The 12,719-nt window shown below is 70.2% G+C and carries 14 protein-coding genes and 1 tRNA gene; 14 read left to right on the top strand and 1 reads right to left on the bottom strand.

Annotation, left to right across the window (positions count from 1 at the left end):
- Positions 1-56 precede the first annotated feature (56 nt).
- The 3 genes from accD (at position 57) to N787_RS00175 (ending at position 3,311) form a co-directional block, all read left to right on the top strand.
- Positions 57-953, top strand: coding sequence for an acetyl-CoA carboxylase, carboxyltransferase subunit beta (gene accD, locus N787_RS00165; RefSeq protein ID WP_034209908.1), 897 nt, complete (start codon positions 57-59; stop codon positions 951-953).
- A 5-nt stretch (positions 954-958) separates the two neighbouring features.
- Positions 959-2,302 carry a phosphoglucosamine mutase gene (gene glmM, locus N787_RS00170; protein WP_034209909.1) on the top strand — a complete coding sequence of 448 codons (1,344 nt, stop codon included), beginning with the start codon at positions 959-961 and terminating at the stop codon, positions 2,300-2,302.
- A gap of 70 nt (positions 2,303-2,372) precedes the next feature.
- On the top strand, positions 2,373-3,311 hold the full coding sequence (locus N787_RS00175) for an isopenicillin N synthase family dioxygenase (RefSeq protein ID WP_034209910.1): 939 nt from the start codon (positions 2,373-2,375) through the stop codon (positions 3,309-3,311).
- A gap of 90 nt (positions 3,312-3,401) precedes the next feature.
- Here the strand turns inward: N787_RS00175 and N787_RS00180 are convergent, their stop codons facing one another.
- Positions 3,402-4,208, bottom strand: a complete 807-nt coding sequence (locus N787_RS00180) for an SDR family NAD(P)-dependent oxidoreductase (protein ID WP_034209911.1) — start codon at positions 4,206-4,208, stop codon at positions 3,402-3,404.
- A 107-nt stretch (positions 4,209-4,315) separates the two neighbouring features.
- Between N787_RS00180 and N787_RS15080 the strand changes: the two genes are divergently transcribed.
- The 11 genes from N787_RS15080 to nuoE all read left to right on the top strand — a co-directional run bounded on the left by N787_RS15080 (position 4,316) and on the right by nuoE (position 12,719).
- Complete coding sequence (locus tag N787_RS15080) at positions 4,316-4,987, top strand: methylamine utilization protein (protein WP_169742267.1); 672 nt, start codon at positions 4,316-4,318, stop codon at positions 4,985-4,987.
- Positions 4,987-7,326, top strand: a complete 2,340-nt coding sequence (locus N787_RS00190) for a putative bifunctional diguanylate cyclase/phosphodiesterase (RefSeq protein WP_034209912.1) — start codon at positions 4,987-4,989, stop codon at positions 7,324-7,326. The genes N787_RS15080 and N787_RS00190 overlap by 1 nt, the downstream gene beginning before the upstream one ends.
- A gap of 31 nt (positions 7,327-7,357) precedes the next feature.
- Positions 7,358-7,774: a group I truncated hemoglobin gene (locus N787_RS00195; RefSeq protein ID WP_034209913.1), complete on the top strand. Its 417-nt coding sequence runs from the start codon at positions 7,358-7,360 to the stop codon at positions 7,772-7,774.
- A 45-nt stretch (positions 7,775-7,819) separates the two neighbouring features.
- Positions 7,820-8,572 carry a triose-phosphate isomerase gene (tpiA, locus tag N787_RS00200; protein WP_034209914.1) on the top strand — a complete coding sequence of 251 codons (753 nt, stop codon included), beginning with the start codon at positions 7,820-7,822 and terminating at the stop codon, positions 8,570-8,572.
- 12 nt (positions 8,573-8,584) lie between these two features.
- On the top strand, positions 8,585-9,052 hold the full coding sequence (secG, locus tag N787_RS00205; protein WP_034209915.1) for a preprotein translocase subunit SecG: 468 nt from the start codon (positions 8,585-8,587) through the stop codon (positions 9,050-9,052).
- Positions 9,053-9,107: 55 nt separating this feature from the next.
- Positions 9,108-9,192 (top strand) — tRNA-Leu (locus tag N787_RS00210).
- 80 nt (positions 9,193-9,272) lie between these two features.
- Positions 9,273-9,629, top strand: a complete 357-nt coding sequence (locus N787_RS00215) for an NADH-quinone oxidoreductase subunit A (protein WP_034209916.1) — start codon at positions 9,273-9,275, stop codon at positions 9,627-9,629.
- Positions 9,620-10,174, top strand: a complete 555-nt coding sequence (locus N787_RS00220) for a NuoB/complex I 20 kDa subunit family protein (protein WP_034209917.1) — start codon at positions 9,620-9,622, stop codon at positions 10,172-10,174. Before N787_RS00215 ends, N787_RS00220 begins: the two co-directional genes overlap by 10 nt.
- Positions 10,175-10,190: 16 nt before the next feature.
- Positions 10,191-10,913 carry an NADH-quinone oxidoreductase subunit C gene (locus N787_RS00225; protein ID WP_034209918.1) on the top strand — a complete coding sequence of 241 codons (723 nt, stop codon included), beginning with the start codon at positions 10,191-10,193 and terminating at the stop codon, positions 10,911-10,913.
- Between the two features lie 7 nt (positions 10,914-10,920).
- On the top strand, positions 10,921-12,177 hold the full coding sequence (locus tag N787_RS00230; RefSeq protein ID WP_034209919.1) for an NADH-quinone oxidoreductase subunit D: 1,257 nt from the start codon (positions 10,921-10,923) through the stop codon (positions 12,175-12,177).
- A gap of 14 nt (positions 12,178-12,191) precedes the next feature.
- Positions 12,192-12,719: an NADH-quinone oxidoreductase subunit NuoE gene (nuoE, locus tag N787_RS00235; RefSeq protein ID WP_034209920.1), complete on the top strand. Its 528-nt coding sequence runs from the start codon at positions 12,192-12,194 to the stop codon at positions 12,717-12,719.

Genomic DNA, 12,719 nt, shown 5'->3' on the forward strand with positions numbered 1-12,719 from the left:
TTCCGGCCGGGGCCATTCGGGCTAAACTTCCCGACCCGAACGAGACCGGTGGCTGAATGAGCTGGCTGACCAAACTGATGCCGTCCCGCATCCGCACCGAGGGTGCCGGCAAGCGCGGCGTGCCCGAGGGCCTGTGGGAGAAGTGCGACCGCTGCGGCGCCGCCCTCTACGGCCCCGAGCTGGAAAAGAACCTGCGGGTCTGCCCCAAGTGCAGCCACCACATGGCCATCGGCGCCCGCGAGCGCCTGGTCGCGTTCCTGGACGACGACAGCGGCGAGGAGATCGGCGCCGCGCTCGGCCCGGTGGACGCGCTGCACTTCAAGGACCAGAAGAAGTACGCCGACCGCATCAAGGCCGCGCAGAAGGCCACGGGCGAGCGCGACGCGCTGGTCGCGGTGCAGGGCAAGCTCAAGGGCCACGACATCTGCGTGGCCGCGTTCGAGTTCAAGTACATGGGCGGCTCGATGGGCTCGGTGGTCGGCGAGAAGTTCACTCTCGCCGCCGAGCGCGCGCTGGCCCTGGGCTGCCCGCTGGTGTGCTTCTCGGCCACCGGCGGCGCGCGCATGCAGGAAGGCCTGTTCTCGCTGATGCAGATGGCCAAGACCTCGGCGGCGCTGGGCCGCCTGCGCGCCGCGGGCCTGCCGTTCGTGTCGGTGCTCACGCACCCGACCACCGGCGGCGTGTCGGCTTCGCTGGGCATGCTCGGCGACATCAACGTCGGCGAGCCGCAGGCGCTGATCGGCTTCGCCGGCCCGCGCGTGATCGAGCAGACCGTGCGCGAGACCCTGCCGGAAGGCTTTCAGCGCTCGGAGTTCCTGGTCGAGCACGGCGCGGTGGACCTGATCATCGACCGCCGCCAGATGCGTGAAAAACTTTCCGCCCTGCTGGCGCTGATGATGCGCCAGCCGATGCCGGCGCCCGACGCGCCCGCCAACGGCAACGGCGCGGCCTGACCGGGATGGCGGACCGCAAGTATTTCGGCACCGACGGCATCCGCGGCCGGGTCGGCGAGTGGCCGGTCTCGGCCGATTTCATGCTGCGCCTGGGCGCGGCCGCCGGCCGGGTGCTGGCGGCGCAGGGACGCGACGACGTCACGGTGGTGATCGGCAAGGACACGCGCATCTCGGGCTACATGTTCGAGGCGGCGCTGGAGGCCGGGCTGGTCGCCGCCGGCGCCGACGTGCGCCTGCTGGGCCCGATGCCGACCCCGGCCGTGGCCTACCTGACGCGCTCGCTGCGCGCCGATGCCGGCATCGTCATCAGCGCCTCGCACAACCCGCACCACGACAACGGCATCAAGTTCTTCTCGGCCCAGGGCGAGAAGCTGGGCGACGCGCTGGAAGCCGCGATCGAGGCCGAGCTCGACAAGCCCTTCGCCACGGTCGGCTCGGAGTCGCTGGGCAAGGCCTCGCGCGTCACCGACGCGATGGCGCGCTACGCCGAGTTTTGCAAATCCACCGTCCCCGACGATTTCGTGCTCAGCGGCATGAAGATCGTGCTCGACTGCGCCCACGGCGCCACCTACCAGGTCGCGCCGCGCGTGTTCTCCGAGCTCGGCGCCGTGGTGGACTGCATCGGCAATGCGCCCGACGGCCTGAACATCAACGACGGCGTCGGCTCCACCCACCCGGGCGCGCTGATGGCGCGCGTGCGCGAGACCGGCGCCGACCTCGGCATCGCCTTCGACGGCGACGGCGACCGCGTGCTGATGGTGGACGGGCAGGGCCAGCTGGTGGATGGCGACGGCCTGATCTGGATCCTGGCGCGCGACTGGCACGCCAGCGGCCGCCTGCGCGGCCCGGTGGTCGGCACCCTGATGACGAACTACGCCATGGAGCGCTCGCTGGGCGAGCAGGGCATCGGCTTCCTGCGCGCCAGGGTCGGCGACCGCTACGTGCACCAGGCCCTGGTCGAGCGCGACGGCGTGCTCGGCGGCGAGGCCTCGGGCCACATCCTGTGCCTGGATCGCGCCAGCACCGGCGACGCCATCGTCAGCGCGCTGCAGGTGATCGAAGTGCTGCGCCGCCGCGGCAAGTCGCTGCAGCAGGCCCTGGCCGGCTACCAGCCGCTGCCGCAGCAGACCGTCAACGTACGGGTGGCCCCGGGCGTGAAGCCGCTCGACAGCGCCGCCGTGCAGGCCGCCCGCGCCGAGGCCGAGGCGGCCCTGGCCGGCCGCGGCCGCCTGGTGCTGCGCCCGTCCGGCACCGAGCCGGTGGTGCGAGTCACCGTCGAGGCCGACGACGACGGCCTGATGCGCCAGGTGCTTGATCGCCTGGCCGAGGTCGTCCGCGCCGCCACTTGAGCCTCGTCAAGGCCCGGCTCACGCCGCCGGGCCTAGAATCCACCCCACGCCACTTTCCGGAATCCCGCCCGTGACCGCCAGCATCCCCACCCTCGACATCCAGCGCTTCGACACCGACCGCGAGGCCTTCGTCGCCGAGCTCGGCGCCGCCTACCGCGAGTGGGGCTTCGCCGGCATCCGCAACCACGGCATCCCGCAGGCGCAGATCGACCGCGCCTACGACGTGTTCCAGCGCTTCTTCGCGCTTCCGGAGGACGTGAAGAAGACCTACCACGTGCCCGGCGGCGGCGGTGCCCGCGGCTACACGCCCTTCGGCATCGAGACCGCGAAGGGCGCCAAGCACTTCGACCTCAAGGAGTTCTGGCACGTGGGCCGCGAGATCCCGCGCGACTCGAAGTACGCCGACGTGATGCCGCCCAACCTGTGGCCGTCCGAGATCCCCGAGTTCAAGGAAGTGGCCTACGGCCTGTACACGGCCCTCGACCAGCTGGGCTCGCGCGTGCTGTCGGCGCTGGCCCTGCACATCAACCTGCCGGTGGACTTCTTCGCCGACAAGACCAACTTCGGCAACTCGATCCTGCGCCCTATCCACTACCCGCCGATCACCGCCGACGACATCCCGAACGTGCGCGCCGGCGCCCACGAGGACATCAACTTCATCACGCTGCTGGTCGGCGCCAGCGCCGCCGGCCTGGAAGTGCTGTCGCGCAAGGGCGAGTGGGTGCCGTTCACCGCCGACGCCGACACCATCGTGGTCAACATCGGCGACATGCTGCAGCGCCTGAGCAACCACGTGTACCCGTCCACCACCCACCGCGTGGTGAACCCGCCGGGCGAAGCCGCGCGCAAGCCGCGCTACTCGACGCCGTATTTCCTGCACCCGAACCCGGACTTCCTGATCAAGACCCTGCCGGGCTGCGTAGACGCCGGGAACCCGGATCGCTATCCGGAGCCGATCACCGCGCACGAGTACCTCCTCGAACGCCTGCGCGAGATCAAGTTGGTCTGAACCAAATGAACCAGGTTCATTTACAGGGCTACAGGTTTTACGCCCTTCGCTGAGTGTCGCCGCCCTTTAAATGAACCTGGTTCATTTGGTTCAGTCGGCGTCGCGGAAGTCTTTGGAGCGCGACGAGATCAGGGCGCTGGCGAGGTGGTCCGGGAGGTATTTCGACAGGGCGGCCAGCAGCCTGTTGGTGCGGCCGGTGATGAGGCGCGGGCGGCCGGCCTCGACGGCGTCGACGGCGAGCTTCGCGACCTCGGCGCTGGTGAGCCAGATGCCTTTCGGAAGCTGGCTGACCTTCTCGCGCATGCCGTTGACGTCGTGGAATTCGGTGTAGGTCATGCCCGGGCAGACCGCGGTGACGTGCACGCCGTGCTTCTTCATCTCGAGGTCGAGCGACTCCGAGAAGCGCACCAGCCACAGCTTGGTCGCGCCGTAGAGCGTGTGGCCCGCGGTGGCCGGCACCAGGCCCGCCAGCGACGCCACGTTGAGGATGCGGCCGTGGCCCGCGGCTTCCATCGCCGGCAGGTAGCGGTGGGTGAGTTCGGCCACCGAGGTCATCAGCACCTGGATGAAGTCGGCGTGGGTCTTCCAGTCCGCCGACAAGTAGCGGCCGGGCACGCCGTAGCCGGCGTTGTTGACCAGGGTCGAGATGAACAGGCCGCGCGACGTCGTCGCTTCGAACAGGCGGGCCGGCGTGGCGGGGTCGGCGAGGTCGGCGGCGATCACCACGCATTCCACCCTGGCGGAAAGCTCCGCGGCCAGCGCCTGCAGGCGCTCGGCGCGGCGCGCGACCAGGACCAGGGGCATCCCGCGCGCCGCGTACTCGCGGGCGATGGCAGCACCGATGCCGCTGGAGGCGCCGGTGACCAGGGCGTGGCCGCGAACCGGGGACTGCGTCATGTTTCCTGGACTCCGTGGCGGCCGGATGGCCTGATTTCGCGCCATTATCACCGGGACTGGCCGGTAATCCCGCCATCCGGCGCGGTTCGCCGGCGGAAGGGGGCAGGATGACGATGCGGCACCACTTCTCCGCGGCCCTTTGTGCCGCGGCGCTCGGCGCCGCCTCGATGATGCCCGGCGCCCGCGCCGCCGAGCTCGTGCTCACGCTCGGCGACGGCACCCGGCCGGTCGCCGACGCCGTCGCCAGCCTGCACGCCGACGCCCGCGAAGCCCCCGGGGCCACGGCCGTGATGGACCAGCGCGACTCGACCTTCGTGCCCGGCGTGCTGCCGGTGCAGGTAGGCACGGCCGTCAGCTTCCCGAACTCCGACCAGGTGCAGCACCAGGTCTATTCCTTCTCCACCCCCAAGCCCTTCGAGCTGCCGCTGTACGCGGGCACGCCGCGGGCGCCGATCCTGTTCGACCAGCCGGGCGTGGTGGTGGTGGGCTGCAACATCCACGACTGGATGATCGGCTACATCGTCGTGCTCGACACGCCGCACTTCGGCAAGTCCGGCGCCGGGGGCGAAGTGCGGGTCAAGGCGCCGCCCGGCCGCTACACGCTGCGGGTCTGGCACCCGCGCCTGGACGCGCCGGTCGAGCGGCCGCTCGAACTGGGCGAGGGGCGCGCCACGCTGGCGATGACGCTGGCCCTGGGCCCGCCGCCGCCGGACCGCCGCAGCAGCGATCGCCTGCGTGCCCTGCAGGACCGCCTGCGCAGCCTCCGGCGCGAAGACTGATGCGCTGGCGCCTGCAATCGCGGATCGTCGCCCTGCTGATCCTGGTGGTGCTGGCGGCCCAGCTGGCCACCTTCGCGGTGGTGCACGTGGCCACCGGCCGCAGCGTCAGCACCCAGCTCGAAGGCGAGCTCGCGGTCGCCGAGCGCGTGTGGCAGCGCTTCTACGACGCCCGCAGCCGCCAGCTGCTGGAGTCGACCCTGGTGCTGGCCGACGACTTCGGCTTCAAGGCCGCCGTGGCCAGCGGCGACGCCGCCACGATGGCGTCGGCGCTGCGCAACCAGGCCGCCCGCATCGGCGCCGATGCCGCCGTGCTGCTGGGCCCCGACGGCGACTGGCGCGCCGGCCTCGAAGGCGCCGACCCGGCCGCGCAGTCGCGGGCGCTGGCGCCGCTGCTGGCCCGGGCACGGGAAGAAGGTTTTGCGCTGTCGGTGGTGGATTTCGGGAACGGCCTGCACGTCATGGCCCTGCTGCCCGTGCTGGCGCCGGACCAGATCGGCTGGGTCGCGATCGGTTCGACCTTCGGCGACGACTACGCCGGCGATTTCCGCGGCCTGACCGGCATCCACGCCAGCTTCGCCCGGGAAGAGGGCGGGGCGCTGGTGGTCCACGCCTCCAGCCTCGACCCCGGCGCGCGCGCCGCGCTTGCCGCCGTGGCGCCGGCCGCGCTGGCGCCGGACCGCCGCATCCGCCCGATGGATCTCGCCGGCGACCGCTATTTCGCGCTGTCCGAACCGGTCTCCGGCGCGGACGCGGTGCGGGTCGTGCTGCAGGGGTCGCTGGACGAGGCGATGGCGCCGTACGCGACCCTGAAGGATCGCATCCTGCTGCTCTCGGGTCTGTCCGCGCTGATCGCCCTCGGCGTGGCGGGCCTGCTCGGCCGCGGCATCAGCCGGCCGGTGGTGCGCCTGGCCGAAGCCGCCCAGCGCATCCAGTCCGGCGACTACAGCCAACCGATCGAAGCCCGCGGCAAGGACGAGATCTCCGGGCTGGCCAGCGCCCTCGGCCACATGCAGCAGGGCATCGCGGCGCGCGAGGAGCGCATCCTGCACCAGGCCAACCACGACGCCCTCACCGGCCTGCCCAACCGCGCCCGCGCCCGCGACCACCTCGAGCGGACCCTGGCCGAGCCGCGCCCCGACGGCCACGCCTGCGCGGTGCTGATGCTCGACCTCGACCGCTTCAAGGAAATCAACGACACCCTCGGCCACGGCTTCGGCGACCAGGTGCTGCAGGAAGTGGGCAAGCGCCTGCGCCTCGCCGTGCGCCCGGATGACCTGGTGGCGCGCCTGGGCGGCGACGAGTTCATGGTGATCATGCGCGAAGTCGAGCGGGAGCACGCCCCGCGCCGCGCCCGCGCGCTGCTGGCCCAGCTGCGCGAGCCGCTGGACCTGCCCAGCACCCGCATCAACCTCGACTGCAGCATCGGCCTGGTGCTGTCGCCCGACCACGGCGACGACGCCCAGACACTGCTGCGCCGCGCCGACATCGCGCTTTACGACGCCAAGGAAACCCGCAGCGGCGTCGCCGTCTACCAGCCTGGCCGCGACGAGGTGCACCTGCGCCAGCTGGCGCTGATGGGCGACCTGCGGCAGTCGGTCGCGCGGCGCGAACTGAGCCTGAAGTTCCAGCCCAAGGTGGACCTGGCCAGCCGCCAGGTGCGGCACGTCGAGGCCCTGCTGCGGTGGCAGCATCCGACGCTGGGCGCGGTGCCGCCGGACGAATTCATCCCGCTGGCCGAGCGCTCGGGTTTCGTGCACGAGCTCACGCGCTTCGTGCTCGAAGAGGCGCTGCGCCAGAACGCCGCCTGGCGCGCCGAGGGCCTGGACCTGGGCGTGGCGATCAACCTCTCGGCCATGGACCTGATGGACGCCGACCTGCCGGACTTCATCCACGACTGCCAGCGCCGGCACAAGGTGCCGCCGGCGAAGATCATCCTCGAGGTCACCGAGGGCGCGCTGATGCGCGACGTGGACTACGCCGTGCGCATGCTGCACCGGCTGCGCGCGGGCGGCATCCGGCTGTCGATCGACGACTTCGGCACCGGCTATTCCTCGCTGGCCCAGCTCAAGCGCATGCCGGTGGACGAGCTCAAGATCGACAAGAGCTTCGTGATGCAGATGACCGAGGGCAGCGACGACGCGGTGATCGTGCGCTCCACCATCGAGCTGGGCCACAACATGGGCCTGTCGGTGATCGCCGAGGGCGTGGAGAGCGACTCCAGCCTGGCGCTGCTGACGCAGTATCGCTGCGACATGGTCCAGGGCTACCTGTTCAGCCCGCCGCTGGCCGGCGCCGAGCTGTACGCCTGGTGCCAGCGCTTCGCCGGGGCCGAGGCTTGAGCCCGGGGCAGGGCTGTGGTCTGGTAGGCGCATGAACCGACTCGCCTTCGCACTTCCCATGCTGCTGCTGGCAGCCTGCGCCACCACGCCGCGCATCTCGCTGTACGAACAGTTCGGCGGCCAGGCCGGCGTCGAGGCCCTGGTCGAGGAGCTGCTGGTGCGCATCCTCGAGGACGAGCGCATCAATGCCGGCTTCGTCGAGACCGACCTGGTGAACCTCAACGACCGGCTGGTGGAGCAGATTTGCGTCGAGCTCGGCGGGCCCTGCACCTACACCGGCCGCAGCATGGCCGAATCGCACGCCGGGCTGGGCATCACCGAGGCCGACTTCAACGCCCTGGTCGAGGACCTGCAGGACGCGATGGACGCCCGCGGCATCCCGTTCCGCGCCCAGAACCAGCTGCTGCGCCGGCTGGCGCCGATGCACCGGGACATCGTCAGCCCCTAGGCCGGCGCGGTATCCTTGCCGTCTTTCCCGACGCAGGAAGCCCCGATGCGCCAGAGAATCGTTGCCGGCAACTGGAAGCTCCACGGTGACCGCGCCTTCGCCCGCGGCCTGGTGGACGCCCTGGCCGCGGCCCCGCGCCCGGCCGGCGTGGACGTGGTGGTGATGCCGCCCGTGCCCTACCTGGGCGAACTGGCCGACCGCTACGCCGGCTCCGGCCTGGCCTTCGGCGCCCAGGACCTGGACGTGAACGACCAGGGTGCCTACACCGGCGAGACCGCCGGCCGGATGATCCGCGACGTCGGCGGCCGCTACGTGCTGGTCGGCCACTCCGAGCGCCGGCAGTACCACGAGGAAGACAGCGAGCGCGTGGCCGAGAAGTTCCAGGCCGCCCGCCAGGCCGGCCTGGTGCCGGTGCTGTGCGTGGGCGAGACCCTGGGCCAGCGCGAGGCCGGCCACACCGAGTGGGCCCTGCAGCGCCAGCTGCAGCCGGTGCTGGACCTGGTCGGCATCGCCGGCTTCGAGGGCGCCGTGCTGGCCTACGAGCCGGTCTGGGCGATCGGCACCGGCCGGACCGCCAGCCCGGAACAGGCCCAGGAGGTCCACGCCTTCCTCCGTGGCGAACTGCGTGCACTCGATGCTAGAATCGCCGGCTCGCTCCCGCTGCTGTACGGCGGCAGCGTCAAACCCGCCAACGCCGCCGAGCTGTTTTCCCAGCCCGATGTCGATGGCGGCCTGATCGGGGGCGCGTCCCTCGTGGCCCAGGATTTCCTGGCAATCGTCGCCGCGGCGGCGAGGTAACAGACCAAGACCATGCTGCTCACCATCGTCAGTGTCATCTACGTGCTGGTCGCGATCGCCATGATCGTGCTCATCCTCATGCAGCGCGGTTCGGGCGCGGCGGCCGGCTCCGGCTTCGGCGGCGGCGCTTCGGCCACGGTGTTCGGCGCGCGCGGTTCGGCGAATTTCCTTTCGACCGCGACCAAGTGGCTGGCCACCATCTTCATGGCGATGAGCCTGGGCATGGCCTGGAACGCCACGCGCACCACCGACGTCGCCCCGGTCGAAGACGACCTCGGCGTGATGTCGGAAGTGCCGGCCAGCGGCGCCATTCCGTCGGCCGACGCGCCGGCGGGTGACGTCCCCGTGATCCCGGCGGCGGACGTCCCGGCCGAAGTCCCCGCGGCCGACGCCGCGCCGGTCGAGGCCGCTCCGGCCGAGGCCGCCCCGGTGGAAGAAAAGCCGGTGGAAAACGCCGAAAAAAGCAGCCAAGGCGGCTGATCGGCTGGTACAATCTCTCGCCTTCGCATCGGCCACGCCGGTTCGAGGCACACCTGCCCAGGTGGCGGAATTGGTAGACGCACTACCTTGAGGTGGTAGCGACGTAAGTCGTGGGGGTTCGAGTCCCCCCTTGGGCACCAATCTGATGGACGGGCTGCCGCCCGGCGATGCTGGAGCGGCGGCGCGAACGCGCCCACGGGCGCATGGTGAGGAAGCGCGCGTGCTGGGCGAATATCTGCCGATCCTGCTTTTCCTTTTCGTCTCCACCGGCCTGGGCGTCGTCCTGCTGGTGCTGGGCTGGGCCCTCGGCCCGAAGCGCCCCACGAGCGAAAAGCTGTCCCCCTACGAATGCGGCTTCGAGGCCTTCGAGGACGCGCGCATGCAGTTCGACGTGCGCTACTACCTCATCGCCATCCAGTTCATCATCTTCGACCTGGAAATCGCCTTCGTCTTCCCGTGGGCGGTGAACTTCCGCCAGCTGGGCATCGTCGGCCTCACCGAGATGGGCATCTTCATCGGCCTGCTGGTGCTGGGCTTCATCTACGTCTGGAAGAAGGGAGCCCTGGAATGGGAGTGACCTCCACCATCAAGCGCGTGATGAACAACCCCGAGCCGATCGGCTCGGTGGACGACATCCTGCGCCCGGAAGGCGACAACCCGCTGCTCGAGCGCGGCTTCGTCACCACCAATGTCGACACGCTGGTCAACTGGGCCCGCACCGGCTCGATGTGGCCGATGACCTTCGGCCTGGCCTGCTGCGCGGTCGAGATGATGCACGCCGGCGCCTCGCGCCTCGACCTCGACCGCTACGGCGTGATCTTCCGCCCGTCGCCGCGCCAGTCCGACGTGATGATCGTCGCCGGCACCCTGGTCAACAAGATGGCCCCGGCGCTGCGCAAGGTCTACGACCAGATGCCCGACCCGAAGTGGGTCATCTCCATGGGCAGCTGCGCCAACGGCGGCGGCTACTACCACTACTCGTACTCGGTGGTGCGCGGCTGCGACCGCGTGGTGCCGGTGGACATCTACGTGCCGGGCTGCCCGCCCACCGCCGAGGCGCTCGTGTACGGCATCCTGCAGCTGCAGAAGAAGATCCGCCGCACCAACACCATCGCCCGCTAAGGACCCAGCCGACGCCATGGTCGAAACCACCACGAGCTTCACCGAGCGCCTCAAGGCGCGCCTGCAGGACCGGCTGGTGTCGGTGCACGAGGCGCTGGGCGAGACCACCGTCGAAGTCACGCCCGAATCCTTCGCCGACGCCGCGCGCCTGCTGCGCGACGACCCGGAACTCGCGTTCGAGCAGCTCAGCGACCTGTGCGGCGTCGATTACCTCGGCTACGGCACCGACGAGTGGGATACCACCGACGTCACCGACGAGGGCTTCTCGCGCGGCGTCGAGGGCAGCGCCGGCCCCGGCCGCTTCAACTGGGAAGACCGCCCGCGCGGCAACGGCCCCGAGCGCCGCTTCGCGGTGGTGGTGCACCTGCTGTCGGTGCGCACCAACCGGCGACTCCGCCTTCGTTGTTTCGCCTCGGACAATAGCCTGCCTACCGTCCCGTCGCTTGTTGATGTATTTCCCGTAGCAAATTGGTTCGAGCGCGAGTGCTTCGACCTGTTCGGCATCGTGTTCGAAGGCCACCCGGACCTGCGCCGCATCCTCACCGACTATGGCTTCGTCGGCCACCCGTTCCGCAAGGACTTCCCGCTGACCGGCAACGTCGAGGTCCGCTACGACGCCGAGCGCCAGCGCGTGGTGTACGAGCCGGTTTCGATCGAGCCCCGCGTGGGCGTGCCGCGCGTGGTGCGCGAGGACTCGCGCTGGCAGCAGGCCGCCTCCGAGCGGCCGAGCAAGGACTGACCCGGCCATGACCCAGGAAATCCGCAACTACACCCTCAACTTCGGTCCGCAGCATCCGGCCGCGCACGGCGTGCTGCGCCTGGTGCTGGAGATGGACGGCGAGGTCGTGCAGCGCGCCGACCCGCACGTGGGCCTGCTGCACCGCGGCACCGAGAAGCTGGCCGAGTCCAAGCCGTTCAACCAGTCGATCGGCTACATGGACCGCCTCGACTACGTCTCGATGATGTGCAACGAGCACGCCTACGTGCGCGCCATCGAGAAGCTGCTGGGCGTCGAAGCGCCGATCCGCGCGCAGTACATCCGCACGATGTTCGACGAGATCACCCGCATCCTGAACCACCTGATGTGGATCGGCTCGAACGGCCTCGACCTCGGCGCGATGGCGGTGTTCCTGTACGCCTTCCGCGAGCGCGAAGAGCTGATGGACTGCTACGAGGCGGTCTCGGGCGCGCGCATGCACGCCACGTACTACCGCCCCGGCGGCGTCGCCCGCGACCTGCCGGACGCGATGCCGAAGTACCGCGAGTCGCCGTGGCGCAAGGGCGCCGAGCTCAAGCGCGTCAACGAATGGCGCGAGGGCTCGCTGCTCGACTTCCTCGAAGCCTTCACCAAGGATTTCCCGAAGCGCGTCGACGAGTACGAGACCCTGCTCACCGACAACCGCATCTGGAAGCAGCGCACCGTCGGCATCGGCGTGGTGCCGGTGGACATGGCCCTGGCCTGGGGCATGACCGGCCCGATGCTGCGCGGCTCCGGCCTGGCCTGGGACCTGCGCAAGAAGCAGCCCTACGCCGCCTACGACCAGGTCGACTTCGACATCCCGGTCGGCGTGCAGGGCGACTGCTACGACCGCTACCTGGTGCGCGTCGAGGAAATGCGCCAGTCCAACCGCATCATCGCCCAGTGCGTGCAGTGGCTGCGCGCCAACCCGGGCCCGGTGATGGTCAAGAACTTCAAGGTCGCGCCGCCGTCGCGCGCGGAAATGAAGGACGACATGGAAGCGCTGATCCACCACTTCAAGCTCTTCACCGAGGGCTACAGCGTGCCCGCCGGCGAGGCCTATGCCGCGGTCGAGGCGCCCAAGGGCGAGTTCGGCGCGTACATCGTCTCCGACGGCGCCAACAAGCCCTTCCGGCTGAAGCTGCGCGCCCCCGGCTTCGCCCACCTCTCGTCCATGGACGCGATCGTGCGCGGCCACATGCTGCCCGACGTCGTGGCGATGATCGGTACCTACGACATCGTCTTCGGCGAAATCGACCGCTAAGGGTTACCTGACCGATGAAAGCAACCGGAAACTTCGCTGCCTGCCAGGACGTCGACCCGATGGTCGCGCTGTCCGACGGCACGCGCGCGCACATCGACCACTGGGTCGCCAAGTTCCCGCCCGACCGCAAGCGCTCCGCCGTCATCCAGGGCCTGATGGCCGCGCAGGAGCAGAACGGCGGCTGGCTGAGCGACGAGATCATCGCCGCCACCGCCAAGTACCTGGGCCTGCCGCCGGTGTGGGCCTACGAAGTGGCGACGTTCTATTCGATGTTCGACCTCGAGCCGGTCGGCCGGCACAAGGTCGCGATCTGCACCAACATCAGCTGCTGGCTCAACGGCGCCGAGGACATGGTCCGCCACTGCGAGCGCAAGCTCGGCATCAGGCACGGCGAGTCCACCCCGGACGGCCGCATCTTCCTCAAGATCGAGGAAGAGTGCGTCGCCGCCTGCGCCGCCGCGCCGGTCATGCTGATCGACGGGCACTACCACGAGAAGCTCACCACCGCCCAGGTGGACGCGCTTCTGGACGGACTGGAGTAA

The organism is Arenimonas metalli CF5-1 (assembly GCF_000747155.1).
Taxonomy (GTDB): Bacteria; Pseudomonadota; Gammaproteobacteria; order Xanthomonadales; family Xanthomonadaceae; genus Arenimonas; species Arenimonas metalli.

What these genes read in the sequence shown, in the direction of transcription:
- N787_RS00230 (WP_034209919.1), top strand. Translation starts at nt 10,921, where the DNA reads ATGACCCAGGAAATCCGCAACTACACCCTCAACTTCGGTCCGCAGCAT.
- nuoE (WP_034209920.1), top strand. Translation starts at nt 12,192, where the DNA reads ATGAAAGCAACCGGAAACTTCGCTGCCTGCCAGGACGTCGACCCGATG.
- secG (WP_034209915.1), top strand. Translation starts at nt 8,585, where the DNA reads ATGCTGCTCACCATCGTCAGTGTCATCTACGTGCTGGTCGCGATCGCC.
- tpiA (WP_034209914.1), top strand. Translation starts at nt 7,820, where the DNA reads ATGCGCCAGAGAATCGTTGCCGGCAACTGGAAGCTCCACGGTGACCGC.
- accD (WP_034209908.1), top strand. Translation starts at nt 57, where the DNA reads ATGAGCTGGCTGACCAAACTGATGCCGTCCCGCATCCGCACCGAGGGT.
- N787_RS00220 (WP_034209917.1), top strand. Translation starts at nt 9,620, where the DNA reads ATGGGAGTGACCTCCACCATCAAGCGCGTGATGAACAACCCCGAGCCG.
- N787_RS00180 (WP_034209911.1), bottom strand. Translation starts at nt 4,208, where the DNA reads ATGACGCAGTCCCCGGTTCGCGGCCACGCCCTGGTCACCGGCGCCTCC.
- N787_RS00195 (WP_034209913.1), top strand. Translation starts at nt 7,358, where the DNA reads ATGAACCGACTCGCCTTCGCACTTCCCATGCTGCTGCTGGCAGCCTGC.
- N787_RS00190 (WP_034209912.1), top strand. Translation starts at nt 4,987, where the DNA reads ATGCGCTGGCGCCTGCAATCGCGGATCGTCGCCCTGCTGATCCTGGTG.
- N787_RS15080 (WP_169742267.1), top strand. Translation starts at nt 4,316, where the DNA reads ATGACGATGCGGCACCACTTCTCCGCGGCCCTTTGTGCCGCGGCGCTC.
- glmM (WP_034209909.1), top strand. Translation starts at nt 959, where the DNA reads ATGGCGGACCGCAAGTATTTCGGCACCGACGGCATCCGCGGCCGGGTC.
- N787_RS00225 (WP_034209918.1), top strand. Translation starts at nt 10,191, where the DNA reads ATGGTCGAAACCACCACGAGCTTCACCGAGCGCCTCAAGGCGCGCCTG.